Annotated in this window: 14 protein-coding genes; 7 read left to right on the top strand and 7 right to left on the bottom strand. The window is 71.5% G+C overall.

The window, feature by feature from the left end:
• The first annotated feature begins 309 nt into the window (after positions 1-309).
• The gene (locus A6F73_RS41945) at positions 310-6,081 is read left to right on the top strand and encodes a glycosyl hydrolase family 18 protein (protein WP_244293807.1); all 5,772 of its coding nucleotides are present in this window, start codon (positions 310-312) and stop codon (positions 6,079-6,081) included.
• A gap of 91 nt (positions 6,082-6,172) precedes the next feature.
• Here the strand turns inward: A6F73_RS41945 and A6F73_RS34385 are convergent, their stop codons facing one another.
• From A6F73_RS34385 to A6F73_RS34415, 7 genes are all read right to left on the bottom strand, one after another.
• Complete coding sequence (locus A6F73_RS34385) at positions 6,173-6,931, bottom strand: thioesterase domain-containing protein (RefSeq protein WP_063352268.1); 759 nt, start codon at positions 6,929-6,931, stop codon at positions 6,173-6,175.
• A gap of 60 nt (positions 6,932-6,991) precedes the next feature.
• Positions 6,992-8,227, bottom strand: a complete 1,236-nt coding sequence (locus tag A6F73_RS34390; protein WP_063352269.1) for a cytochrome P450 — start codon at positions 8,225-8,227, stop codon at positions 6,992-6,994.
• Positions 8,224-10,194, bottom strand: coding sequence for a non-ribosomal peptide synthetase (locus tag A6F73_RS34395; protein ID WP_107453146.1), 1,971 nt, complete (start codon positions 10,192-10,194; stop codon positions 8,224-8,226). The genes A6F73_RS34390 and A6F73_RS34395 overlap by 4 nt, the downstream gene beginning before the upstream one ends.
• A 163-nt stretch (positions 10,195-10,357) precedes the next feature.
• Positions 10,358-10,738, bottom strand: a complete 381-nt coding sequence (locus A6F73_RS34400) for a nuclear transport factor 2 family protein (RefSeq protein ID WP_063352271.1) — start codon at positions 10,736-10,738, stop codon at positions 10,358-10,360.
• A 113-nt stretch (positions 10,739-10,851) separates the two neighbouring features.
• Positions 10,852-13,998: a non-ribosomal peptide synthetase gene (locus A6F73_RS34405; RefSeq protein ID WP_063352272.1), complete on the bottom strand. Its 3,147-nt coding sequence runs from the start codon at positions 13,996-13,998 to the stop codon at positions 10,852-10,854.
• On the bottom strand, positions 13,995-18,047 hold the full coding sequence (locus A6F73_RS34410) for a non-ribosomal peptide synthetase (RefSeq protein WP_244293808.1): 4,053 nt from the start codon (positions 18,045-18,047) through the stop codon (positions 13,995-13,997). Before A6F73_RS34410 ends, A6F73_RS34405 begins: the two co-directional genes overlap by 4 nt.
• A gap of 197 nt (positions 18,048-18,244) precedes the next feature.
• The gene (locus A6F73_RS34415; RefSeq protein WP_063352274.1) at positions 18,245-19,960 is read right to left on the bottom strand and encodes a condensation domain-containing protein; all 1,716 of its coding nucleotides are present in this window, start codon (positions 19,958-19,960) and stop codon (positions 18,245-18,247) included.
• Positions 19,961-20,396: 436 nt separating this feature from the next.
• On the opposite strand from A6F73_RS34415, the gene A6F73_RS34420 reads away from it, so the two are divergent.
• The 6 genes from A6F73_RS34420 to A6F73_RS34445 are packed head-to-tail and all read left to right on the top strand — an operon-like array spanning position 20,397 to position 25,633.
• A complete protein-coding gene (locus tag A6F73_RS34420; RefSeq protein WP_063352275.1) occupies positions 20,397-21,914 on the top strand; it encodes an AMP-binding protein in 1,518 nt (505 codons plus the stop codon).
• Complete coding sequence (locus tag A6F73_RS34425) at positions 21,911-22,180, top strand: hypothetical protein (protein ID WP_063352276.1); 270 nt, start codon at positions 21,911-21,913, stop codon at positions 22,178-22,180. Before A6F73_RS34420 ends, A6F73_RS34425 begins: the two co-directional genes overlap by 4 nt.
• Before the next feature lie 2 nt (positions 22,181-22,182).
• On the top strand, positions 22,183-23,229 hold the full coding sequence (locus A6F73_RS34430; RefSeq protein ID WP_063352277.1) for an anthranilate phosphoribosyltransferase: 1,047 nt from the start codon (positions 22,183-22,185) through the stop codon (positions 23,227-23,229).
• Positions 23,226-24,062, top strand: a complete 837-nt coding sequence (gene trpA / locus A6F73_RS34435) for a tryptophan synthase subunit alpha (RefSeq protein WP_063352278.1) — start codon at positions 23,226-23,228, stop codon at positions 24,060-24,062. Before A6F73_RS34430 ends, trpA begins: the two co-directional genes overlap by 4 nt.
• A gap of 44 nt (positions 24,063-24,106) precedes the next feature.
• A complete protein-coding gene (locus tag A6F73_RS34440) occupies positions 24,107-24,481 on the top strand; it encodes an ectoine synthase (RefSeq protein WP_063352279.1) in 375 nt (124 codons plus the stop codon).
• A 12-nt stretch (positions 24,482-24,493) separates the two neighbouring features.
• Positions 24,494-25,633 (top strand): acyl-CoA dehydrogenase family protein, encoded by a 1,140-nt coding sequence (locus tag A6F73_RS34445; protein WP_063352280.1) that lies wholly within the window; start codon positions 24,494-24,496, stop codon positions 25,631-25,633.

Consider the following 25,633-nt stretch of genomic DNA (forward strand, 5'->3'; position numbering starts at 1 on the left):
TGGTCGCGGATCCCGTTGGTGGAGTCGGCCTTTTCTGTTCCCGGGCCCGGTTGTCGCCTCGGCGAGTCATGCTCCGGCTTCACGGTCATGGGACTGGGCGCTTCGCACTGTTCTGTGTCGCTGAGCAGTCGTGGAGCCTTCGTCAAGGGAAACGCATCTTATTGTGCGTTGACGAATCATCATGAATGGTTCAGGCCGATCGGCCGCCGTCGTGCGGCCGGTGCGCGTCGTGAGCAAGTAAGGATTCTCATGGGCATATCGCCCTCACTCTCCCCCTTCGCCGGTCCGCCGGGGCGTTGGAGACGGTCCGTGGTGGCGGCCGCACTGGCCGGCCTACTGGGATCGCTGATCACGCTATTGACCCCTGCGCCCGCCATGGCGCTGACCGACCCGCAGCTGCGCGCCGTCACCTTCAACATGCAGGGCGGCAACAAATGGGGCGAGGTCAAAGCCCTGATGCCCGACGCCGACGTCATCATGATGCAGGAGGCGACCACCACGCCGGACGGCGCACAGCTGCGCCAGCTGGAGTGGGCCTCCAACGAACTGGATCACGAAACAGTCAACAACAGGGGTAAATCCAGCCTGAAGTACCGGCTGTACAAGGCGCCGTACCACTCCTCCGGGCGGGCCCGTGGGGTGCGAGGGGTTCTGTACTACCTGAAGGTCCTCGACAAGAAGGAATGGGGAAACTGGGCTGACGGGGACGGCGGCCCCGAGGACGATCCCGACATCGGCAGCAACGCGCCGAAATCGATGGCGATCTGGGTCCGAGAGGGCCTCGCGCCCGCTGATGACGGGCAAGACATCGAACGCCTCGACATCGTGACGCCGACCGTGGACAACAACAGGTGGGTCACGTCTCGTCCCGCGTTCGGAATCCAGCTCGGTGGCACGTGGTACTTCGACATCCACGCCGCGTCGATCCGCGTCGGGCCCGCGGTCAATCCCCACACGCGCGCCCTCGTGAACGCCGTCCGCGCCAAGAAGCAGGGCCAGCCGTGGCAGATCATGGGGGACTTCAACAGCCTCCCCGACACCCTCGCGCCGGCTCCGGGCGACGGTGAGCCCTACAACAAGTTCTACGCCACCACGAACCAGGTTCCCGGTGGCCCGCCGGCGTCTACGCAGTTGAGCGCGGGCGCCCTGGACTACGTGGTGGCCCACGACCAGCTGAGGAACCTGAGGGTGTCCGTCAAACGCGGCACCGGGGCAGACCACCTGCCGGTCCGGTCCGAGCCCGACCGCCCGGATCCGTGCGATATGAGCAAATGGACGTACAGCACGGTGCACAACCCGGTAGGCCGTACACCCAGGGCCGCAGCGGGGGACGCGTGTGAGGACTCGAGCGCGGTCGTCTCCATGGGCGACAGCTACATCTCGGGCGAGGGCGGCCGGTGGGCGGGCAACGCCAACGCCTCTCCCAGCGGCGACGTGTGGGGCACCGACCGCAAGGACGGCTGTGGGGGAGGCCAGGACTGCGTCTACGGCGCCACGTCGTACGAGGGCGGCAACCGCTGCGACCGCTCGGACGTCGCGCCCATCATGAGCGCCGTGTTCGGCGGCATCCCCAGGGAGCGCCGCTTCAACATCGCCTGCTCGGGGGCCAGAACCGAGCACATCATCGACAAGGCGTACCAGGGTGAGGCCCCGCAGGCCGAACAGCTCGCACGACTGGCGAAGGACTACGACGTCAAAACGATCGTGGTGTCCATCGGCGGCAACGACCTGGGCTTCTCCGACATCATCCGCGACTGCGTCCAGCGCTACTGGGTGGGAGTGTTCAGCGGCACCTGCAACTCCGGCTCCCCGGACACCTCGCTGCAGGAGAAGCCGGGACAGACCACCCCGCTGCAGGAGAAACTGGAAAAGACACGGGAGGGCGTCCACAACGCCCTGCAGAAGATCCGCTCCGTCATGACGGACGCCGGATACACGAGCGAGGACTACGAGCTCGTGCTGAGCACGTATCCGAATCCGCTGCCCCGCAGCACGCAGATGCAGTACGGCTTCCCCACCCGCTACACGACCGGGGGATGCCCCTTCCGCAACGCCGATGCGGACTGGGCCCGCGACGAGCTCATGCCGGACCTCACCGCGGCGCTGCGCGCCGCGTCGCTCGAAACCGGGGCGTCCCTGCTGAACGTGGAGGACGCGTTCGCCGGGCACGAACTGTGCAACCAGAACGCCAAACAGGCCACGAGCGGCAACTCGCGTGCCAACCCGCTGCCGGAGGCGGACGCCGAATGGGTCCGGTGGATCCCCTACCAGTTCGACATGTCCAAGGGCTGGCTCTGGGGATCCCAGGGGGACAAGCAGGAAGCCGTCCACCCCAACGCGTACGGGCAGAAGGCCCTCGGCGCCTGCCTGACGGCCTTCGCCGCCGCGGGGCCCGAGACCCCGGGGCGGCGCAGGACGTTCACCTGCGCGGGAACGCCCGGCAAGGGGAGTGACGGCGTGGGGCTGCGGCAGACCGTCAAGATCTCCGCGGTTCCGCAGGGCTCCGCCGGCGGCGACGCGGGCGTGCTCCGGCGGGCCGGTTCCGATTCCAAGTGGGTGTCCACCGGTCCGGACGACAGCCAGCTCAGCCGATGGTTCATCAACGGTGAGCTGCCCGAGCCCGGCGGGCGGCTGGAGACCACCATCCGGAACGAGAGCGGGCAGTACCTGCAAGGAGACGGTGGCGCAACGCGGCAGTGGGCCTCGGTCTCCGATACGCCCCGGCTGTGGACGCTCGAACGTCAGAAGAGGAACGAACTGGCCTTCCGGATCACGACCGAGGGCGGAAAGTGGTGCCTGACCCCCTGGGGGACGTGGGGCGCGCTCTGGCCGTGCAGCACCGAGGAGCCGCTGGCCGCCACCCAGCTGTGGCAGATCGACACCTCGATCATCAAGATCATCCCGCGCCCCCTGCCCATCGACCGCGCCGGCCCCCTCAAGTCCGCCAAGGGTGACCTCGTCGCCGACGTGGACAACGCGAACCCGGAGCCGGGGACCCGGGTGAAGGTGCTCGCCGCCAAGGGCAACGCCGCGCAGAAGTGGTGGACACGTGCCACGCCCGAGGGGTGGCAGGTCGTCAGCGCCCTGGACGGCGGGCCCGTCCTGGCCCATGACACCGGCCGGCACGAGGCGCGGCTGGCCAAGGACGACGGCGGGGGTGCGGGCCAGGTCTGGCAGGCCGAGGACGCGGGAGGCGGATGGACGCGCCTGCGCAACGGCGGCCTGTGTCTGACGGCTGCCGGCCCGGACGAGACGCTGGCCCTCAAGGACTGCGCGTCCGACGACCCCGGGCAGCGGTGGCAGGCCACCGGGTTCACCCCGGAGAAACCGCAGGAGGTCGGTGACGCCGGCTCGCCCTTCGACGACTCCGCGGACGACCGGGGCGCGAAGCCCGCCTCCTCCGGTGACTGCCGGCCCGAGGGCATGACGCCCACCGCGGGCGTCGCCGCCCGCTACTGCGACGTGTACGACAACGCCGGCCGGGAGTGGGTCGGCAACAACCGCACCCGTCGTACGGTCGGGTACTTCACCGGATGGCGCGCCGGGGCCACGGGAGACCCCGCGTACCTGGCGTCCAACATCCCCTGGTCGAAGGTGACGCACGTCAACTACGCCTTCGCCAAGGTGGACGGGAATCGCATCAGCATCGGCGACGTGAACGACCCGAAGAACCCGGCCACCGGCATGACCTGGGACGGCGACCGGAACGCCATGGATCCGTCCCTCCCGTACAAGGGCCACTTCAACCTGCTGAACACCTACAAGAAGAAGCACCCGGCCGTGAAGACGCTGATCTCGGTCGGCGGCTGGGCGGACACCCGGAACTTCTACGCGATGGCCACCAACGCCGACGGCTCGGTGAACCAGGCGGGCATCGAGACGTTCGCGGACTCGGTCGCCGACTTCCTGGACCGGTACGGGTTCAACGGGGTCGACATCGACTACGAGTACCCGACCGCGCTGCCCAACACGGGCAACCCCAACGACTGGGACGTCTCCGATCCGCGCCGCAAGGGCCTCCAGCAGGGCTACAACGCCCTGATGAAGACGCTGCGGGAGAAGCTGGACCGGGCGGGCGCGGGCAAGGGCCGCTACTACCTGCTCACCTCGGCCGGCTCCGCGTCCGGTTACCTCGTGCGCGGGCTGGATGCCGGGCAGTCGTTGCAGTACCAGGACTACGTCAACGTCATGAGCTACGACCTGCACGGCTCCTGGAACAAGTACGTCGGCCCGCAGGCCCCGCTCTACGACACCGGGCAGGACAACGAGCTGGCCGCCGCCGGGATCTACAACGACCAGGGCGCCGACACCAAGGACTACCAGAAGAACGGCTACTTCAACATCGACTGGGCCTACCACTACTACCGCGGCGCCCTCCCGCCCGGCCGCATCAACCTCGGCATCCCCTACTACTCCCGCGGCTGGCAGAGCGTGCAGGGCGGCACGGACGGGCTGTGGGGCACCTCCGCCATGCCGGACCAGTCCAAGTGCCCGCTGGGCGTCGGCGGCCGGGGCCCTGCCAACGGCCAGGACTGCGGTCTCGGCGCGACCGGCATCGACAACGTGTGGCACGACACCGAGGACGGCCGCGAGGTCGGCGCCGGGTCGAACCCGCTGTGGCACACCAAGAACCTCCAGGACGGCCGCACCCCCGGCTACCTGAAGTCCTACGGAGTCGACCCGGCCACCGGCGCCGGCAAGCTGACCGGCAGCTACGCCGAGAAGTACTCCGACCCGCTCCAGTCGTCGTGGCTGTGGAACGACGCCAAGAAGGTGTTCCTCTCCACGGAGAACGAGAAGTCGATCGACGCCAAGGTGAAGTACATCGCGGACAAGGGCATCGGCGGGGCGATGATCTGGGAGCTCGCCGGCGACTACACCAAGCGCTCCAACGGCGAGTGGGGCATGGGCTACGACCTGACCACCCGCCTCGACAACGCGCTCAAGGGCGCGGGGGCGTACGGCAACACCACCGGCGGCGGCAAGCCGCTGCCCTCCCAGGTGATCGACGTCAAGGCCGAGCTGGTGGACTTCCCGACCACCGTCGGAGACATGTGGCCGATGCAGCCGAAGCTGCGGATCACCAACAACTCCAAGGTCGCCCTCGCCCAGGGCACGGAGATCTCCTTCGACCTCCCCACCTCCGCCCCGCCGGTGGTGAAGGACGGGGCCTGGAAGGAGATGAGCGGCATCGTCCCCGGTCACACCGGGCCCAACGCGGGCGGGCTGAAGGGCGACTTCCACCGGGTGACCATCAAGCTCGGCTACTGCGAGGACGTACCGGCGGGGAAGTCCAAGGACATCGAGATCAAGTACTACCTGCCCGTGACCGGTCCGGCGAACGTCACCTTCAGGATCGGCGGCAAGGACTACGGATCCACCGGCGACAAGCGCCGCGCGGTGACGACGGTCGATCCTCCGACGGTGTCCGGGGCCCAGTGCCAGGCCGCGCCGTGGCAGGCGCACGCCTACAACCCCAACCCCTCGTTCGCGTTCTGGCAGACCGGCGACAAGTGGATCATCGAGGACCGCAACAGCGGCAACGTCCTCGACCACCCCGGCAGTTGGACCGACGCCCACCTGTCGATGAAGCAGACCGGCAACGCCAACCAGCTGTGGACGGTGAGCGAGGACGACCAGGGCTGGTACCACATCAAGTCCGCTACCAGCGGTCACGACCAGTGCCTCGGCGCCACCACGGCCAGGGGCACACTCACGGTGCGGGACTGCGACGGGAAGATCGACCAGTGGTGGCGTCTGGTGCCGCTCAGCACGGACCAGGCCACCGCGGGCAAGCCGGCGCTGGACCGGCAGGTCATCGGTGGCCCCAAGCACGGCAGCTCCTACGCGCTGGGCGGTTTCGCCGACGGGACCGACTGGTGGAAGACCCCGGTCTACCTCGCCGCCCCCGCCAACAGCGCCACCGCCTCCAGCACGAAGATCATCGCCGGGGACCCCGACGGAGCCTGGGCCTCGACGGCGTCGTGGAACGGCTTCTACTGGCGCGCCAAGTGGTGGAACAAGGCGACGGACGAGCCCGGCAAGAGCGACGCCTGGCAGAGGCTCGGCCCCACGCCGTGACCGACTGACGCCTGCGGGCCCCGGCAGAGCACCGCTCTGCCGGGGCCCGTTGCGGATCGAAGCTACCGGCCGGCTCGTCCGGGTGCAGGTTTCAGGGGGTGCCGGGCCGGGTGGGCGTCAGGTCCGCGACCAGGAGCGCCAGGAGGTCCGTCGGCGCCTCGATGAAGCGGTAGTGGCCTCCCTCCAGGAGTTCGAAGGTCGTTTCGCCGCAGGCCGACCAGCCGGTCATCAGTGACGGCTCGATGCCCGTGTCCTCCGTCCAGCCGATGGCGGTGATCGGGGACGGCAGCCGGACCGGCTCGGCCACGTGGTAGCGCTTGTTCATGTCGACGTCGTTCCGCAGGACGCCGAGGTAGAGCGCGAGCAGGCTCGGTTCCAGGGTGCCGCCCAGTTCCGCGACGAGCTGGCGCAGTTCGCCGGCCAGCTCGTCGTCGTTCATGCCGAGGAAGCGGCCGTAGGGGCCGTCCTGCGGCGCGACCTCGGCGGAGACGAACACCCGGGTCGGGGCGGGGCAGCCCCTCTGGACCAGCCGTACGGCGGTCTCGTACGCCGCCAACGCGGAGCCGCAGTGCCCGAACAGCGCGTAGGGACGGTCCAGGTAGGGGCGCAGCGCCTCGCAGAGGTCGTCGGCCAGCGCCTCGTAGGTGGTGTGGGCGGGCTCGCGCATCCGGTTCTCCCGGCCGGGCAGTTGCACGGGGCAGACCTCGACGCCGTTGGCCGATGACGGCCACTGGCGGTACATGCTCGCTCCGCAGCCGGAGTAGGGCAGGCAGAACAGCCGTGCCGGTGCCACCGGCGACGGCTCGCGCAGGAACCACTTGTTGCGGGTACGGGCCGGCGGAGCGTTCACTGATGACCTTCCGGGTGGGGTTTCTTCTGGGGTGCGGCTGCGGGGGTTTGAAGACACGCCCTAGCGGGTCTGCGCGGTGATCGGCAGGTGGGTGAAGCCCGCGATGATGTTCGAGCGCATGCGTCGCGGCGTCCCGGCGAGTTCGAAGCCGGTGAACCGGCCGAGCAGTTCGGCGAACAGGATCCGCAGGGCCACCCGGGCGACGGTGTGTCCGATGCAGTAGTGCGCGCCGACGCCGAACGCGATGTGCTTGTTGGGTCGCCGCCGGATGTCGAAGGTGTCCGGGTCGGCGAACACGGTCTCGTCGCGGTTGGCCGACCCCAGCCACACGACGACCGCGTCCCCCGCGGGGATCGGCACGCCCCGGACCTCGACGTCGCGGGTGGCGTGGCGCATGAAGTGCTGGGTGGGCGAGGCCCATCGCAGTGCCTCCTCCACGCCGCTGCCGAGCAGCTCCGGGTGTGCCGCCCAGTCGTCCAGGACCGGCGTCCCGGCCAGTTCGACCATCGCCGCGATCGGTGGCTGGGCGGTGGTGACGGTCGCACCGAGCAGCAGGCTGTAGCAGTTGGACACGATCTCGCCCGGCGACAGCCGGCGTCCGTCCAGTTCCATCGTGAGCAGCACGCTGATCAGGTCGTCACCCGGTGCGCGGCGACGCGCGGTGACGACGTCCTGGAAGTAGGCGAACAGTTCGCGGTGGGCGGTCACGAGGGTGGCCTGCGGTCCGGCGGCGAGCTGGAACTCGGGGTCGTCCGCGGCGATGCAGGCGTGGGCGAGCCGGACCAGCCGCGTCCAGTCCTGTTCCGGCAGCGCCATCATGGTGCCGATCACCGCCATCGGCAGGGTCGCCATGGCGGCGGCGAAGTCGAACGGGCCGCCGTCGGCCAACGGCCGGAGCAGCTCGACGATGACCCGGCGGATGGCCTCCCGGTCGTTCTCCACCGTCTTGATCGACAGCGCCTGCTGCAGCGGGCCGCGCAGGTGCGCGTGCCGGGGCGGGTCGGTGACGGCCATCTGCCGACCGCCGGCGGGGTCGCCCTGGCCGAGGAGGTTGAGCAGGGTGCCCTGTTCGGAGGTGAACGTGTCGTGGTCGCGGAGCACCCGGTTGGCCTCGGCGTAGCCGACGACCGACCAGTAGCCGATGTCGCCGACCGGCTGCCAGCTCACCGGGGCGTGGCGGCGCAGCCGTCGCCACACCTCGTGCGCCCCGCCCGAGTGGTAGAGGTCGGGGTCGATCAGGTCGACGGGCTGCGGGGCGAGGACCGGGCATCGCGGGGTCGGGGGAACCGCCGTCATCGGGCCTGCTCCTGCCGTGCACCGTCGGCCAGGGCCGCCGCCGGGCCGTCCGGGACCGCCGTCGGGCCGTCCGGGCTCGCCACCGGGCTGTCCGGGCTCGCCGCCGGGCCGTCCGGGCCCGCCGTCCGCATCCGGGCGGTGAGGGCCGTCGCCAGCTCGGCGACGGTCGGCGACAGGTACAGGATCTGCGCGGGGAGGTCCACGTCGAACTCGCGCTGGGTGGCGACCAGGAGGTCGGTGGCCAGCAGGGAGTGTCCGCCGAGGTCGAAGAAGTCGTCGTCGACGCCGACCGGTTCGATGCCGAGGATGTCGCCCCACAACTCGGTCAGCCGCGTCTGCACCTCGGTGACGGGCGGGACGTACTCGTTGGCCACGTTGCGCGGTACCCGGGTGGCGGTGGGCAGGGCGCGGCGGTCGATCTTGCCGTTGCGGTTCACCGGCAGTTCGGGGCGGACGAGGATCGCCCAGGGGATCAGGTAGCCCGGCAACCTGTCCCGCAGTTCGTGGCGCAGCCGCCGACCGAGGTCGGCGTTGCCCGCCGGATCGGGCTGCGCGGGCACGACGTAGGCCAGCAGCCGGGTGCCGCCCGCCGGATCGGCCTGCGGCAGCACGACCGCGTGCCGCACCTCGGCGAGCCGTTCCAGCTCGACCTCGACGGCGCGCGGTTCGGCGCGGTAGCCCTGGACCTTGACCTGGTCGTCCGCGCGACCGACGAACTCCAGCGTGCCGTCGGGCAGCCATCGCACGAGGTCGCCGGTCCGGTACATCCGGGCCCCCGGCTCGGTCCCGAACGGGTCGGGCAGGAACCGTTCGGCGGTTGCGGCCGGGCGGCCCAGGTAGCCGCGGGCCAGGCCCGCCCCGGCCACGTACAGTTCGCCGCACTCGCCGGCGGGCACCGGCCTGAGGTCGCCGTCGAGCACGGCGACCCTGGTGCCGCTGATCGGGCGGCCGATCGGCACGCTGCGCAGCTCCGGGAGGGTGCTGCTGGTCCAGCAGGTCGTGTACGTGGTGTTCTCGGTCGGCCCGTAGCCGTTGGTGAAGAGCAGCTCCGGGTAGCGGGCCAGCAGGTGCTGGACGTGGCCCGGCGAGGCCACGTCGCCCCCGGTGAGGACGTGCCGCACGTCGGCGAACGCCTCCAGGTGGGAGCTCACCATCTGGTGGAAGAGCCCGGTGGTCAGCAGCAGCACCGTCACACGCTCGGCGCGGACGACGCGCGCCACGTGCTCCAGCGTGAGGGCGACCGGGGGGAAGAGGACCAGCCGGCAGCCGTTGACGAGGGGGGCCCAGATCTCGAACGTGGACGCGTCGAACGCGACCGGCGCGAGGTGGAAGAAGACGTCCTCGGCGCGGACGTCCACCCAGTCCGCGCCCCGGACGAGCCGGTCGATCGCCCGGTGGGGCACGCCGACGCCCTTGGGCTCGCCGGTGGAGCCCGAGGTGTAGCTGACGTAGGCGAGCCGGTCCGGGTCGCCGGGGCGGGCCGCAGCCGCCGGCCCGGTGGCCGGCTCCTGCGCCGGGCCGCCTTCCGTCACCGTGACCGTCACCGTGACGACGGTGTCGGGCAGCTGCTCCCCCAAGGCCTCTCCGACGATCACCATGTCCGCGCCGGCGTCCTTGAGCAGCAGCGCGTGGCGGCTGGCCGGGTCGTCCGGTTCGAGTCCGAGGTACGCCCCGCCCGCGATGAGGACAGCGAGCAGGGCCACGATCAGCTCCGGCGACCGCGGCACCAGCACGCCCACGACGTCCTCCTGCCTCAGTCCGGCCGCTCGCAGCCGCCCGGCGAGCCGGTTGGCGCGGTCGTTGAGCTGCCGGTAGGTCAGGGTCCGCCCGTCGCAGGTGACGGCGGGCGCGTGCGGGGCCCGCTCCGCCTGTTCGGCGACCAGCTCGTGGATGGCCCGTGCGTCGAACGGTGGCCGTCCGCTGCCGACGAACGCCGGGATGTCGGAGGTGAGGACCGTCTTGGTCAACTGCTTCCCGCTTTCCTGTACTGAAGTGTCCCCGTCGGGGTTGAACGCGCGACCGCGTGGGCCGTCGCCGTGGCCATCGCCGTCGCGGTAACCGTCGCGGTGGCTGACGCGGTGGCCGACGCGCAGCACGTGGTGCGCGGTGTCACCGGGTGCGTCCACCGCCTCAGACCGCCGGCACGTGGAAGAAGGTGTCGCGCGCGGCGATGCGGCCCTGCGGCGTCATCCGGAAGAAGTCCGCGAACCGCAGCTCGACCTCACCGCCGTCGTGCAGCACGCCGCGGAACAGGCCGTGCACGGCCACCTCGTCGTCGGTCGTGACCACGGTGGCCAGGGTGTGCACACCGGCGCGGATCACCCGCTGGTCGCGGTAGAAGCGTTCCAGTTCGGCGTGCCCGACCATGGGTTGGTAGCCGGGGCGGTGGTAGCGGGCGTCCGGGGTGAACAGGGCGACCAGCGCGGGCACGTCCCCGGCGTCGACGAGCTGGTAGTACCGGCGGACCTGGGACACTCCCAGCGCCGGGGCCGTCAGGGTTTCCGGGGCCATCGGGGTCTCCGGTGTCGCGGGTGTTGCCGGTGGTGCCGGCGTTTCGTCGGGATGGGAGAGGGTGTGGACCATGCCGAGGTGCTTCCTGTGATCGCTTGACCGCTTGATCGCGGTCAGAGTCGTGTACGTGGTGAGAGGGCCGGTACGGCCGCGGCGTCCGGGGCGTCCTTGAGCGCTTCGACCAGGCGCGCCGGCGTGGGTGCCTGGAACAGGGCGCCGAGGGTGAGTTCACGGCCGAACCTCACCCGCACCCGGTTGACCAGCCGGGTCGCGAGCAGGGAGTTGCCGCCCAGCGCGAAGAAGCCGTCGTCGACGCCCACCGCGGGCCGGCCGAGCACCTCGGCGAACAGCGCGCACATCGTCTGCTCCGCCGGGGTTCGCGGCCCGGGCCCGGACGGTGCCGGTGCGAGCTCCGGGACGGGCAGCGCGGCCCGGTCGATCTTGCCCCTGGGCGTCAGGGGGAAGGCGTCGAGCGTGACGATCGCCGAGGGCACCATGTAGTCCGGCAGCGCCGCGCCGGCGTGCTCCCGCACTGCCGCCGGGTCGAGCCCCGAGTCCCCGGCCGGGACGACGTAGCCGATCAGACGCCGGCCGGGCGAGGTGCCCGTACCGGCGACCACGGTCGCCTGGGCGACGTCGGGGTGCCCGGCCAGCACCGCCTCGATCTCGCCCAGCTCGATGCGGAAGCCGTGGAGCTTGACCTGCTCGTCCGCGCGGCCGAGGAACTCGAGTTCCCCCTCGGCGTTCCAGCGGACCACGTCGCCCGTGCGGTACATCCGCTCGCCCGGTTCGCCGAACGGGCACGGCAGGAACTGGCCGGCCGTGCGGCGGGGGTCGTTCAGGTATCCGCGCGCCACGCCCGCACCGGCGACGTACAGCACGCCGGCCACCCCGGGCGGCACCGGCGACAGCGCCTCGTCCAGGACGTACACCCGCCTGTTGTCGACCGGTCGGCCGAGCGGGACGACGTCGGGCACGGGCTCGCCGGGGCGCAGCACCCTGCGCGTGGTGAACGTGGTGGCCTCGGTCGGGCCGTACCCGGCGACCACCACGGAGTCCGGGCACCGCGCCAGGACGCGCCGGACGGCATCGGCCGGCACGATGTCACCGCCGGTCCACACCTGGCCGACCCCGGCCAGCGTGCCGGGCGACTCCTCGGCGAACACCCGGAACAGCCCGGCCGTCAGCCACAGCGCACCGACCCGGTGATCGACGATGAGCCGGTGGAGGTCCGCGAGCGCCAGCTCACCGGGCGGGGCCACGACGACCCGGCCCCCGTTGAGCAGCGGCACCCACCACTCGTAGGTCGAGGCGTCGAAGGCGTGCGGGGAGTGTGCGAGGACCCGCGGCCCGTCCTCTTCGCGCCAATAGCGTTGCGCGGTCAGGCTGATGACGTTGCGGTGGGTCAGGGCCACGCCCTTCGGCGTGCCCGTGGACCCGGAGGTGTACAGGACGCACGCCAGGTGGTCCGGGCGCAGCGGCACGACGGGGTCGGTGGCCGGCTCGTCGGCGAGGCCGGGGTCGGCGTCGACGACCACAACCGGTGTGCCGTGGGACGGCGCGTCGTCCCGGGTGGCCCGGTGGGTGAGCAGCACCGCCGCACCGGTGTCGTCCAGGACGCGGCGCAGGCGGGCCGTCGGGGCCCGGGTGTCCAACGGCACGTAGGCGCCGCCGGCCTTGCTGATCGCCAGGACCGACACCACCACGTCGACGGAGCGTTCCATGAGCACGGCCACCGTGCTGTCGCAGCGGACGCCCAGGGCGATGAGCCGGTGGGCCAGCCGGTTGGCCCGGTCGTTCAACTCCGCGTAGGACAGGGTGGTTTCCCCGCACACCACGGCGGTCGCGTCGGGCGTGCGCGCGACCTCGGCCGCGAAGGCCAGCGGCACCGTCGGCTGCGGCAGCGGCTGCGTGGTGCGGTTGACGGCCACGATCATCCGCTGCCGTTCCTCGGGGGTGAGGAGGTCGGGCCGGCCGATCGGCCGGTCCGGGTCGGCGGCCACCGCGTCCAGGAACCGGAGGAAACGCTGCTGGTGGGCGGTGAGTTCGGCCTCGGAGTAGAGCGCGGGGTTCGCGTCGACGTCGAGCCGGGGCTCGGTGCCGTCGGAGCGGTCGTAGACGGAGAACGAGAGGTCCTCGACCGGCCCGTTGGACAGGTTGTGCACGGTGGCCCGGACGCCCGCGAAGTCCAGGTGGTAGTAGAAGGACATGATGTTGGCGATGGGCCCGAACAGGACCCGCTCCGACCTGGCCGGATCCAGCTCCCTGCGCAGGTCCTCGCTGCGGTGGCGCTGGTGGCCGCGCAGGGCGGCGACCTCCTCGGCCACCTGTCGCGCGAGTGCGGACAGGCCCTGTTCCGGGTGCACGCGCAGCCGCAGCGGCACCACGTTCGCCACCATGCCGGGGACGGCCGGCCCGGAGGAGCCGGTGCGCCCGGTCACCGGCATGCTGAGCACGATGTCCCGTTCGCCGCTGAGGCGGTGGAGGTACGCGGCGACCGTTGCGGTGAAGGCGCTGGGCCAGCTCGCCCCGGCGGGTCGCGCGGCCCGCCGCAGCGCGGCCACGGTGGGCGCGTCGAGGGCGCTGGTACGGCGCAGGAAGCCGTCCGAGGCGGCCGCCGAGCGGCTGGCCAGGCTGACGGGATCCGGCCGGCCGGCCAGCCGGTCCGCCCAGAACTCCCGGTCCTGTTCGGGCTGTTCCGACGCGTGGTAGGCGGCGTCGTACGCCAGCAGGAGGCTCAGCGGCCCGAACGCCGGCCCTGCCCCGTCCCTGCCCTCGACCAGCCTGGTGTAGGTCTTGGCGACGCGGCGCGCGATGAGCGACATGCTGAAACCGTCGACCACGATGTGGTGGACGCGCTGGTACCAGAGGAAGCGGTCCGGCGCGACGGCGAACAGGGCCTGGCGGAACAACCGGTCCCGGGTGAGCCCGAGCGGTGTGGACAGGTCGGCGCGCATCCAGCGCTCGGCCGCCCCCAGCGGATCCGGTGCCGAGGTGAGGTCGACGTGGTCCATCGACCAGTCGGGCGCCGGGGTGACGACCTGCCGGGGGCCCTCGGCACCGTCGGTGAGGCGAACGCGCAGGGACTCGGTCTCGTCCACCACGCGCCGCACGGCCGTCTCGAACAGCTCCGGGTCGATCGGCCCGGGGATGTCCACGTACTCGCCGGTGTTGTAGGCGGGACTGCCGGGGCGCAGGTGGTGGGCGAACCAGATGCCGGACTGCGCCGACGACAACGGCAGCTCGTGTCCGTCGCTCATCCGAGCTCCTCCAGGATGGCCGACAGCGCGTCGGCGAAGGGTGCGGCGTGGGGCGGCGACAGCATGTCGTGGTGGTTGCCGGGCACCTCGACCACGCTCAACGCCCCCAGGGTGCGGTCGCGCCACCGGGCGGGGACCACGACCGGGGCGGCGAGCACGGGGTGCTCCTCGGCGCTCGTGAACAGGTGGATCGGTGTCCGCAGCCGTGCGGTTGAGCGGTAGCGTCGGGCGGCGTCGCCGTTGGTGGTGAAGACCCTTACCATGCGCCGCAGTTGCTCGGTGCGCACGCGTAGGGGGAGGCGCTCGCCGGCGTGCGCGTCGTGGAGCAGCAGGGACAGGGCGTCCTGCTCGTCGAGGTCTCCGATGGCTCCGACGGCTCCGGTGGGCAGCCCGGCGGCGAGCGCGAACCGGGCCGTCCCGTGCGCGTCATGGCCGTCGGGCCCGCCGGTGGGCCCGTGGTCGGACTCGGTGGCTCCGCTGGTGGACGCGTCGGTGAACGCGGGCGCTCCGACGTCGATGATCCCGAGGAATCCCGGGGGGTTCCCCTCCTCCTCCAGCAGGCGGGCCATCTCGAAGGCGACCAGCCCGCCGAAGGACCAGCCGGCCAGCAGGTACGGGCCGTCGGGCAGGACGGACCGCAGCTCCCGCAGGTAGCGCTGCGCCTGCTCCTCGACGGTGGCCAGTGGCGGCTCGTCGGTGTTGTAGCCGACGGCCTCCAGGCCGTAGACGGGCCGGCCGCCGGCGAGCGGTTCGGCGAGGCCCTCGGCCAGGTGGAGGAAGGAGCACACGTCGCCGCTCTGCGGGTGCACCAGGATCAGCGGCGCCCTGCGGTGGTCTCCTTCGGCCAGCGGGACCACGAGCCGGCGCAGGGCCTGCGAGGCGTTGGGCAGTTCCGCGCACAGACCCTCGACGGTGGGATGGCGGAACACCGTGTTCAGCGGCACGGTGACCCCCCACTCCCGCCGGATCGCCTCCACGAGCTCGACCGCCCTGAGCGAATGCCCGCCCAGCGCGAAGAAGTCGTCCCGGACGCCGACCCGCGGGGTGCCCAGCACGCGCTCCCAGATCCTGGTCATCAGGAGTTCCAGCAGGTCCCGCGGCGGTAGCGCACCCGCGTCGTGGCCGTGGCGGGCGGGCTCGGGCAGGGCCCCGCGGTCCACCTTGCCGTTCGTGGTCAACGGGATCCGGTCGAGTGCGGTCAGCGTCGTGGGCACCATGAACTCGGGCAGGGTCTCGCGCAGGGAGCGCCGCAGGACCGCCAGGTCACCGGGCCCGTCCTGCCACACCAGGTAGCCGGCCAGTTCGGCGTCCGTCCCGGTGCCCCGCACCGTCACCGTGGCCCTGGCGACACCGGGCTGCGCGCACAGCGCGGCCTCGATCTCACCCAGCTCGATGCGGTACCCCCGGATCTTCACCTGTTCGTCGGTGCGGCCGAGGAAGACGAGGCTGCCGTCCGGCAGGTACCGCGCCAGGTCGCCGGTCCGGTACAGCCGGCCGCCGCCCGCACCGAACGGATCGGGCACGAAGCGCTCGGCGGTCAGCCCCGGCCGGTTGGCGTACCCACGGGTGACACCGACCCCGCCGATGTGGATCTCACCCGGTACGCCGACGGGCACCGGGGCGCCCGCCGGGTCCAGCAGGTAGATCCGGAGGTTGCCCAGCGGCCGGCCGATCGGCACGGACCCTCCCGGCCGGGCCAGATCCCGGTCGGCGTCCACGCGCCGGGTGACGCAGCCGACGGACGCCTCGGTGGGACCGTAGCCGTTCCACAGCGTGGAGACCCGGTCGAGGAGCCGCCGGGCCAGGGCGGGCTGGAGCGGTTCGCCCACGCAGATCGCCTGGAACCGGCCGCCCTGCCAGCCGCCGTCCAGCAGCAGGAGCCAGGTGGCCGGTGTGGCCATGAGCGTGGTGACGCCGAACTCGCGCATCATCTCCGTCAGGCGCGGGCCGTCCACCGCGACCTCCGACGGGGCGATCACCACGCTCGCGCCCCAGGCCAGGGGCATGAGCACCTGGGGGACGATGACGTCGAAGGAGATCGAGGCCACCGAGGCGACGACGTCGTCCCCGCCGAGGTCCAGCTGTCGGCCGCGGACCACCAGGTAGTTGACCACGCCCTCGTGCGGGACCAGCACGGCCTTGGGGCGGCCGGTCGAACCGGAGGTGTAGATCGAGTACGCCAGGTTGGCGGGCGTCGCGAGTGGCGGCAGCCGGTCCGCGGGCAGGGCCGCGATGAGCCCGGCCTCGTCGTCCGTCCACACCGTCGCGGCGCCGTGCTGCGGCAGCCGGTCGGCCAGGGAGCGCTGGGTGAGCAGCAGCGGCACTTCGGCGTCGGCGAGCATGAACGACATGCGCTGTGCCGGGAGGTCCGGGTCCAGTGGCAGGTAGGCGGCGCCAGACTTGAGGACGGCCAGCAGGGCCACGACCAGGTCCGCCGAGCGCGGCAGGCAGACGCCGACCAGGCGTTCCGGCCGTGCTCCCCGGGCTCGCAGGTGCCGCGCCAACTGGTTGGCCCGGCGGTCGAGTTCCCGGTAGGTCAGTCGCTGGGCGCCGCAGCGGACCGCCACCGCGTCGGGGGTCCGCCGGGCCTGCTCCTCGACCAGCTCGTGAACGCAGAGGTCCGTGGGGAAGGGTTCGTCGGTGGCGTTGGCGGCCACCAGCAGCGCTTCGCGCTCGGCCTCGGTGAGCAGGTCCAGGCGTGAGACGGGACGGTCGGGGTCGCCGGCCGCGGCGTCCAGCAGCCGCAGGTAGTGGCCGACCAGGCGTTCCACGCTCGCGCGGTCGAACAGGTCGGTGTCGAAGGCCACGGTCCCGGTGGTCCCGGCTGTCCCGGTCGCGCCGGTCGCGCTCGTCGTGGTCGTCGCGCCGGTCGTGCCCGTCGTGGTCGTCGGCCGGTCGGCTATCACCAGGCTGAGGTCGACCTTGGCCGTGCCGTTGTCAACCTCGATCTGTTCGACATCCGTCCCCACCAGCCGGAGGGCGGCGGCCGGGTCGGACAGGCCGGCGAACATCACCTGGAACAGCGGGTTGCGGTCGAGACCGCGGGCCGGCCGCAGCTCCTGCACCAGCCGCTCGAACGGCAGGTCCTGGTGCGCGTAGGCGTCCACGGCGGTCCGGCGGACCCGGTCGAGCAGCTCGGCGAAGCTCGGGTCGTCCGCGAGGTCGGTGCGGACGACCACGGTGTTGATGAACGAGCCCACCAGCGGGTCGAGTTCCGGACGGGTCCGGCCCGCGACGGGTGTGCCGACCGCCACGTCGGACTGCCCGCTGTAGCGGGCGAGCAGGGCCTGGAACGCGGCGAGCAGCGTCATGAACATCGTCGCGCCGTGCCGCCGGCCCAGCAGCCGCAACCGGCCGGCCAGTTCCTCGGGCACCGTGAAGGTGATCCGCTCGCCCCGGCCCGCGCGGACCGGTCCGCGCGGGCGGTCGGTGGGCAGGTCCAGCGGCGACAGCCCGGACAACTGTGCGCTCCAGTAGTCCAGTTGGCGTTGCAGGCGTTCGCCGGAGAGCCGGGCCCGCTGCCAGTGGGCGAAGTCCGCGTACTGGATCCGCAAGGGGGGCAGCTCGTGCTCGCGGCCTTCCAGCCGGCTCCGGTACATCGCCGACAGGTCGTCCCACAGCAGCGGCATCGACCAGCCGTCGACGGCGATGTGGTGGACGACCACCACCAGGACGTGTTCGTCCTCGTCGACCCGCAGCAGTGATGCGCGCAGCAGCGGGGCGGTGGCCAGGTCGAACGGGCGCAGGATCTCGGACTGGACGAGATCGCGGGCCAGCCGCGTCCGGCGCTCCGCGGGCTCGGCCCGGAGGTCCGTGACGGGCAGGTCGAACGGCCGGGCCGGCTCGACCGAGGGGCTGGGGCGCCCGTCCCGCTCGGGGAAGGCGGTGCGCAGGACTTCGTGGCGCCGCACCAGCTCGGTGAGGCTGTGGCCGAGGGCCGCCACGTCCAGCGGGCCGTGCAGCCGGAAGACCTCGTGGACGTTGTACATCGCGGGGCCGGTGGACAGCCGCTCGATCAGCCACATGCGTTCCTGGGTGAACGACGTCACCTGCGCACCCGCCGGGCGGGGTGGGATCGCGGCCTCCGGCTCGCCCTCGGCGGCCCTGCTCCGGGCCGCGCGGACGCGTTGGTCGAGCAGGGCCCGTGTGGCGGCCCGTGTGGTGGCCCGGGTGGGACCGGTCGACGGGGCGGCTCCGGGTGTGGAACCGGCCGGCTGGCCGGGCTCGGGTCGACTCTGCTGTGCCTTCACGGGTGACGGGCCTTTCCGGCGGGAAGCGGTTCCGCTTCGGCGGCGGCGCCGAGGTCCGCCAGCAACGCCGCGTCGATGCCGTCGGCGAGTTCGGCGACGGTCGGGTGGTAGAAGAGCAGGGCGACGGGCAGTTCGAGGTCGAGTGCCCGGCCGAGTCGGGACATGACCTTCGAGGCGAGGAGCGAATGACCGCCCAGCTCGAAGAAGTCGCTGTCCACGCCGTCCGGGGTGACACCGAGCACCTCCGCCCAGGTCTCCAGCACGAGGAGCTCGGTCTCGGTGGCGGGGCCGGACTCGGGTTCGGTCCCGGGCTCGGTCCCGGTCCCGGTCCCGGGGGTGGCGGCGGGAGCGGGGCGGCTCACGCGCAGGCCGGGAGGGGTCTCCCACGCCGATATCGGCCGTTCGGGGCTGCCGACGAGCTGGTCGAGCAACACCCGGAAACCCTCGGCGAGTTGCCGCACCGTGCCACGGTCGAAGAGGTCGGCGGCGTAGCGGATGACGCCGGTGAAGCGATCGCCGCCGTCCGTCATGGAGACCTCGATGTCGAACTTCGCCACGTCGTTCGGCATCTGATGGCCGCTCACTTCAAGCCCCGGGAGGCCGGACGGGAGCGCGGGCGGATCCTCCAGCTGGAACATGACCGTGAACAGCGGGTGTTGGCCGAGATCGCGTTCGGGCCGCAGCTCCTGGACCAGCCGTTCGAAGGGGACCTCCTGGTGGGCGTAGGCCTCCACCGCACCCCGCCGCACCCGGGCGAGCACGTCGGTGAAGCCGGGGTCGCCCGACAGGTCGGTGCGCAGGACGAGCGTGTTGACGAAGAAGCCGACCAGCGGCTCCACCTCGATCCGGGTCCGCCCGGAGATCGGCGTCCCCACCGTCACGTCGGCCTGTCCCGTGCAGCGCGCGAGCAGGACCTGGAAGGCGGCCAGCAGCGTCATGAACGGCGTCACCTCATGGGCGCGCCCCAGTGCGCGTATTCGGTCGGCGAGTTCTGCGGGGATCTCGATCTCGACCTGGTCGCCCCGGCCCGACCACACCGCGGGGCGGGGTCGGTCCGCCGGGAGCACCGACGGGCTCAGGTCGGCCAAGTGCTCGCGCCAGTAGGCGAGTTGGTCCAGCATCGCCGTTCCGGCCTGGTGGCTCCGTTGCCAGTCGGCGAAATCGGCGTACTGGACGGGCAGGTCCGCCAGGGCGATCGGCCGGCCGTCGACGGCGGCGCCGTATCCGGCGGAGAACTCCTGCCACAGCACCGACAGCGACCAACCGTCGCAGGCGATGTGGTGGATCACCAGGAGCAGCAGGTGGTCGTCGGGGGCGATGCGGATCAGTCGGGCCCGCAGCATCGGAGCGGTCCCGAGGTCGAACGGGGTCGCCAGATCGGCGGCCGCCAGCTCCCGGGCCCGCTGCCAGGCCTGCTCCGCCGGGGTGTGCGTCAGATCGGTGATCGTCGGTACGAAGGTCTCGACCGGCTCCGCGACGTGGCGCGGGCCGTCCTCGCTGTCGACGATCCTGCCGCGCAACACCTCGTGGCGCCGCACGACTTCGGTCAGCGCCCGGGTGAGCGCCCCCTCGTCCAGCCGGCCGCGCAGGCGTACCGCGGTCGGGACGTTGTGGTCCGGCCGGCCCGGCCGCAGCCGGTCGAGGAACCACAGCCGTTGCTGGGCGAAGGACAACAGGGTCGGAGCGTGCGCGCGCCGATCGGGACCAGGCATGACGGATGCACCTTTCACGGCGATCGGGAACGCTTCAGCGCCCCGGAAATCCCCTCGCCGATTCGCGACTTGGCGAACAGTACGGCGGATACTAGGTCGCTCCCGTCTCACTCCGCAAGATCGAGAACAGGGTTGCAGGCATCAAGACAATATTTACGCCAGTCCGCCGGAATCCTTATGTAGATCGAACACGCTCGACGGTTAGCATCGGCGCGGCCGGCCCGGCACCCTCTCTGACGTGCTGTCATGATGCGGATCGCGCACCCCACTTCCATGGACGGGCACCACGTGATAATTCTTCTGTCTCCAAGGGGCGACCGGGTGGGCCCCTTTCCTGTCGGGCCTTCATTGTTCCGAATAAGATCGGTGAACCCGTTGCATGAACTCATCCGTTGTATATGAACCCACCCCGTTGCATGAACTCGGAGAAGTCGTGATGCAGCAGCAGAGCCTGGTGGGTTCATTCGTCTCGCACGCCACCAGCCACCCCGGTGATCCGGCGCTGATATGGCGCGGAGAAGAGACGACCTACCGTGAACTCCACCAGCTGGCGGAGCGGGAGCGCGTCCGGATCGCCCGGCTCGCCCCGGGCGGGGACGAGCCGGTCGGCATCCCGGCCGCCAAGTCGCCCTCGACGATCGCCCTGGTGCTCGCCTGCCTGCTGGAAGGGCGGCGCTTCCTGCTGCTGCCGGCGCCCACGCCGGACGGGAGGACGCCCCACGCGCTGGTCGAGCAGGCCGGAATCCGGCACGTCCTGTCGCCGGAGAGCCCCCGGGCGCTCGGACCCGGGTCGGGCGCCCCGGACCGGCCGGCGGAACCGGAGGCGCCGCGCCGTACGGAGCCCGCCGACGTCTCCTTCATGTTCACCACCTCCGGTTCCACCGGGCGGCCGAAGATCGTGCCGCTGAGCACGGGGGCGGTGGACCGCTTCACCACCTGGGCCGGCGAGCAGTTCGGCATCCGCCGGGGAACGACGGTCCTCAACTACGCGCCGCTCACCTTCGACCTGTGCCTGCTGGACATCTGGACCACGCTCAAGTACGGCGGCCGCGTCGTCCTGGTCGATCCGGCCCGGGCCACCCAGCCGGGCTACCTGCTGGACCTCGTGTCCCGCCACGCGGTCCAACTCGTCCAGGCGGTACCGATGTTCTACCGTCTACTGGTCGACGCGGCCGCCGGGAGCGGCCGGCGGCTCGACACCGTCGAGCACGTCGTCTTCACCGGCGACAGCATGCCCGCCCGCTGCCTGGCCGAACTCCCGCAGCTGTTCACCGGCGCGCGGCTCCACAACGTCTACGGCTGCACCGAGACCAACGACAGCTTCCTGCACGAGGTCGACGGCACCGAACCGGCGGACGGCCCGGTGCCGATCGGGCGCCCGCTGCCCGGAGTCCACGCGGTGATCGTCGGTGCCGACGGCGGGATCCTGACCGGGCCGGGAACCGGCGAGCTCCACGTCGCGACGCCCTTCCAGACCGACGGCTACCTGGACCGGGAGCAGGACGCGGACAGGTTCGCGACCCACCACCACGACGGACAGGCCCGGCGCTACTTCCGCAGCGGCGACCTCGTACGGCGCGACCGGGACGGCCGCATCACCCTGGAAGGCCGCAACGACCACCAGGTCAAGGTCCGCGGCGTGCGGGTCAACACCCACGAGGTCGAACAGGTGCTGCTCGACCATCCCGACGTCGTCGAGGCCGCCGTGGTGGCCGTGCCCGACCCGGTGGCCGGCCGCCTGCTGCGGGGCGTGGTCCGCCGCGCCCCGGACAGCCGGCTGAACTCGCTGGCGCTGCGCCGGCACTGCGCACAACGGCTTCCGCTCACCGCCGTCCCCTCGACCCTGCTGATCGTGGACGACCCGCTGCCCAGGACGTCCACCGGAAAGATCGACCGCACGCCCCTCCAGCTCGCCTCCTCCCCGTCCCAGCCAAACGAAGGAACGGCCACGTGAAACACGCCGCGGTAGTCACGCAGTTCATCATCGAGGAGTTCCTGCCGGACGTCGGCGCGAACGAACTGGACTCCGACTACGACCTCGTGGACGGCGGGGTCATCGACAGCCTCGGCCTGCTCAAGACGATCGCCTGGCTGGAGGACTGCTTCGACCTGCGCGTCGAGGAGATCGACCTCGACCTCGACCCGGACAGCTTCCGCTCCGTCGGCTCGATCAGCAGGTTCATCGAACAGGCCCAGCAGCACCGGACGGACGCCCCCTAGCCATGCACGAGGTGCTGCGAGCGCTGATCGGCCGGAACCGCGCCGTCGTCGATCAGGAGATGTGGGGGGCCTTCTGGGACCAGCTGCGCGACGGCGCCCTCCGCTCCGGCGAGACGGTGGCGCTGCTGTCCTCGCTGTCCACCCGGATGCCCGATCAGGACACGCTGGTCGCCATGCTCCGCTCGCTGGACGAGCGACGGCCGGCCGTCGCCGCGCGGCTGGACCGCACGGCCAACATCGTCGGCACCGGAGGCGGGCCCGCCACGTTCAACATCTCCACCGCGGCGGCGTTCGTCGCCGCAGCCCTGGGCGTGCGCATCGTCAAGACGGGATCCCGCGCCTACACGAGCACCTGCGGCTCCCACGACCTGCTCGACCGCCTCGGCATCCGAACGACCACCTCGTACGAGCAGACCGACGACCTGCTGGAACGCTTCGGCGTCGCCTTCCCCGGGAACTTCGTCTACCCGCGGGAGGTGGCGCTGCTGGCCCGGAGCATCGTGCCGATGGACCTGCGGATGATCGGCGGATTCATCAACTCCGTCGGCCCCTTCCTGGCCGCGGTGCCGGTCTCCGCCCAGCTCGTCGGCGTCTCGGACCATTCGCTGCTGCCGACTCTGGGCCAGGTCGCCGCCAGCGTCGCCGACCGGAGGATCTGGCTGTGCTCCAACGAGCTGGGAGTCGACGAGCTCGTCAGCTCCGTCGACAACGTCGTCCTCACCAATGACGGCACCGACGCGATCCGGCTGCGGGCCGAGCCTCCCGGGACCGCCGCCGACGCGCTCGCCCTACTACGGCCGACCGGCGAGGGCGAGGACGTGGTCGACCACTTCCTCGGCGTGCTCTCCGGAGCCGGGCCGGCTCTCGCAACGCGGACCGTCTGCCTGAACGCCGCCGCCCTGGCCGTCGCGAGCGGGCTGATCGACGGGTGGCCGGAGGCCATCAGGGCGGCCGACGACGCCCTCCGCAGCGGTGCCGCCCGCGACCTCGTCGACCGCCTGCGCGCGCACCCGGCGCGCCGCGCAATACCTACGGTGCGTGCGCGGTGAGCGGGTTCTTCGCGCGCCGGCCACCGGACCAGCCCGGCCTGGCGATGTTCCTCAACGCCGGAGACCCCCCGCTGCCCGTCCTCGCCGACGTCATGCGGATGCTCGACGACTGCCGCGTGGACTGCCTGGAGCTGGCGGTGCCCTTCCCCGACTCGGTCACCGACGGGCCGGTCATCCGCCGATCGGCGCAGCGGGCCCTGGCCGACGGCGTCGGACTCGACGAGGTGCTCGGACTCCTCAGCGGGATCCTGCCCCGGCTGCGCCACCTGCGGGTGGCACTGCTGGCCGACTGGAGCCACACGGTCAGAGGCCCGACCGTGCCCGGCTTCGTCCGGCGGGTCGCCGACTCGGGCGTCGACGGGCTGCTGGTCCACGGCCTGCCACCGCGGCTACGGGCCGGCTACCTCGAAGCGGTGCAGGAGGCGGGGCTTCCCGTGGTCGCCACCTGCTACGCCGCGTCGACGGCCGAGGTGAAGACCGCGGCCGCCGAGAGCGCCACCGCGTACCTGTACCTGGTGGCCCACTACGGCCGCAGCGGCGGCACGCTCACGGCCGACCGCCAGGAGCTGGCCGCCGCGCTGGCCGCATTGCGCAGGACGACCGCCGTACCGATCGCCGTCGGATTCGGCGTCCGCTCCAGGGCGGACATCGACCTGCTGCACGGCCTCGGCGCCGACGCCGCGGTCGTGGGCAGCGCCGGGGTCGCCCGGATCGAGCACGCCCTCGCCGAAGGGGCCGACGTGGTCGAGGAGCTCCACACCTTCGTACAGACCGTTTCGCCGTATTCAGCAAGCCGCTCACTCGACAAGCCGTTTCATTCAGCAAACCCCTGATTCAGCAAGCCACTCATTCAACAAGCCGCTAGGAGGCACACCCGATGATCGTCCGACGCCTTGACGAGGTGACCACCGTGGACTGGGGCAACGGGCTCAGCCGCAGGTTCCTTCTCGAATCCGACGGCCTGGGCTACACGATGACGGACACCACCGTCCGCGCCGGCACCAGGTCGAGGCTGGAGTACCGCCGCCACCTGGAGGCCTGCTACTGCATCGAGGGAACGGGCCAGGTGGTGAACGCCGACGGCACGTCCCACTCGATCGAGCCGGGCACGCTGTACGCGCTCGACCTGCACGACGCCCACTTCCTGATCGCGGACCAGGACGCGGACCTCCGCCTGGTGTGCGTGTTCTCGCCCGCGTTGCGCGGCGACGAACGCCACAACCTGGACTCAGCCGATTTCTCCGAGTACTAACAGGACTGACAGATGATCAGGTGGAACGCCGACCAGATCGCTCTGGGCGAGGGGATCGCCCAGTGGTGCGAGGAGCTCAGCTCGGGCCATCTCGAAGGGGACGCGGAAGGCGCCTTCCCGTGGGACAAGTGGAAGCTGATCCAGAGGTCCGGAATCCTCGGCCTGCCGTTCGACGAGCAGTGGGGCGGGCTGGGCCAGGACCTGCTCACCACCATGCACGTGCTCGAACAACTCGGCACCGGATGCCGTGACGGCGGACTGAACTTCTCGGTCGCCACCCACCTGGTCAGCGTCGGAGTCCCGCTGCAACGGTTCGGCTCGCCGGAGCTCAAGGCGCGCCACCTGCCCGGGATCTGCTCGGGAGAGACGATCGGGGCCCACGCGATCAGCGAGACCGAGAGCGGCTCCGACGCGCTGGCGATGAGGACCACGGCCACCCGCGAGGGCGACGGCTTCGTACTGCGGGGCGGCAAGGCCTTCATCACCAACGGCCCGGTGGCCGACGTGTTCGTGGTCTACGCGCGCACCCACCCGAAGGCCGGCCCGCTCAGCATCACCGCCTTCGTCGTGGAGCGGGACACCCCGGGGCTCATCGTCGGGCCACCCGTCGCCACCATGGGGCTGCGGACGGCGCCGCTGAGCGAACTGCACTTCGACGACTGCCGGATCCCCGCATCCGCCGTGATCGGCCGGGTCGGATCCGGGTTCCTGGTCCTGGACCACGTGATGAAGTGGGAGATCCTGTGCTCCTTCGTCATCAACACCGGGCAGATGCGGTACCGGCTCGACCGCTGCGTCGAATTCGCCAAGGAGCGCGTCCAGTTCGGCAATCCGATCGGCTCGTACCAGTCGGTCTCCCACAAGCTCGTGGACATGAGCATCGGCCTGGACACCGCGCGGAAGTGGCTCTACGACACGGCCGTCCGGCTGACGGAGGGCGAGAACGTCACGCGGGACATCGCCGTCAGCAAGGTCCTCACCAGCGAGAGCAACCTCTCCTCCGCACTGGCCGCCGTGCAGATCTTCGGCGGCAGCGGGTACCTGGCCGAGTACGGACTGGAGAAGGACGTGCGCGACGCGGTCGCCGGCCCGATCTACTCGGGCACGTCGGAGATCCAACGCAACCGCATCGCCGCCATGTTGGGGTTGTGA

This window comes from Streptomyces sp. MJM8645, from assembly GCF_001625365.1.
GTDB lineage: Bacteria > Actinomycetota > Actinomycetes > Streptomycetales > Streptomycetaceae > Kitasatospora.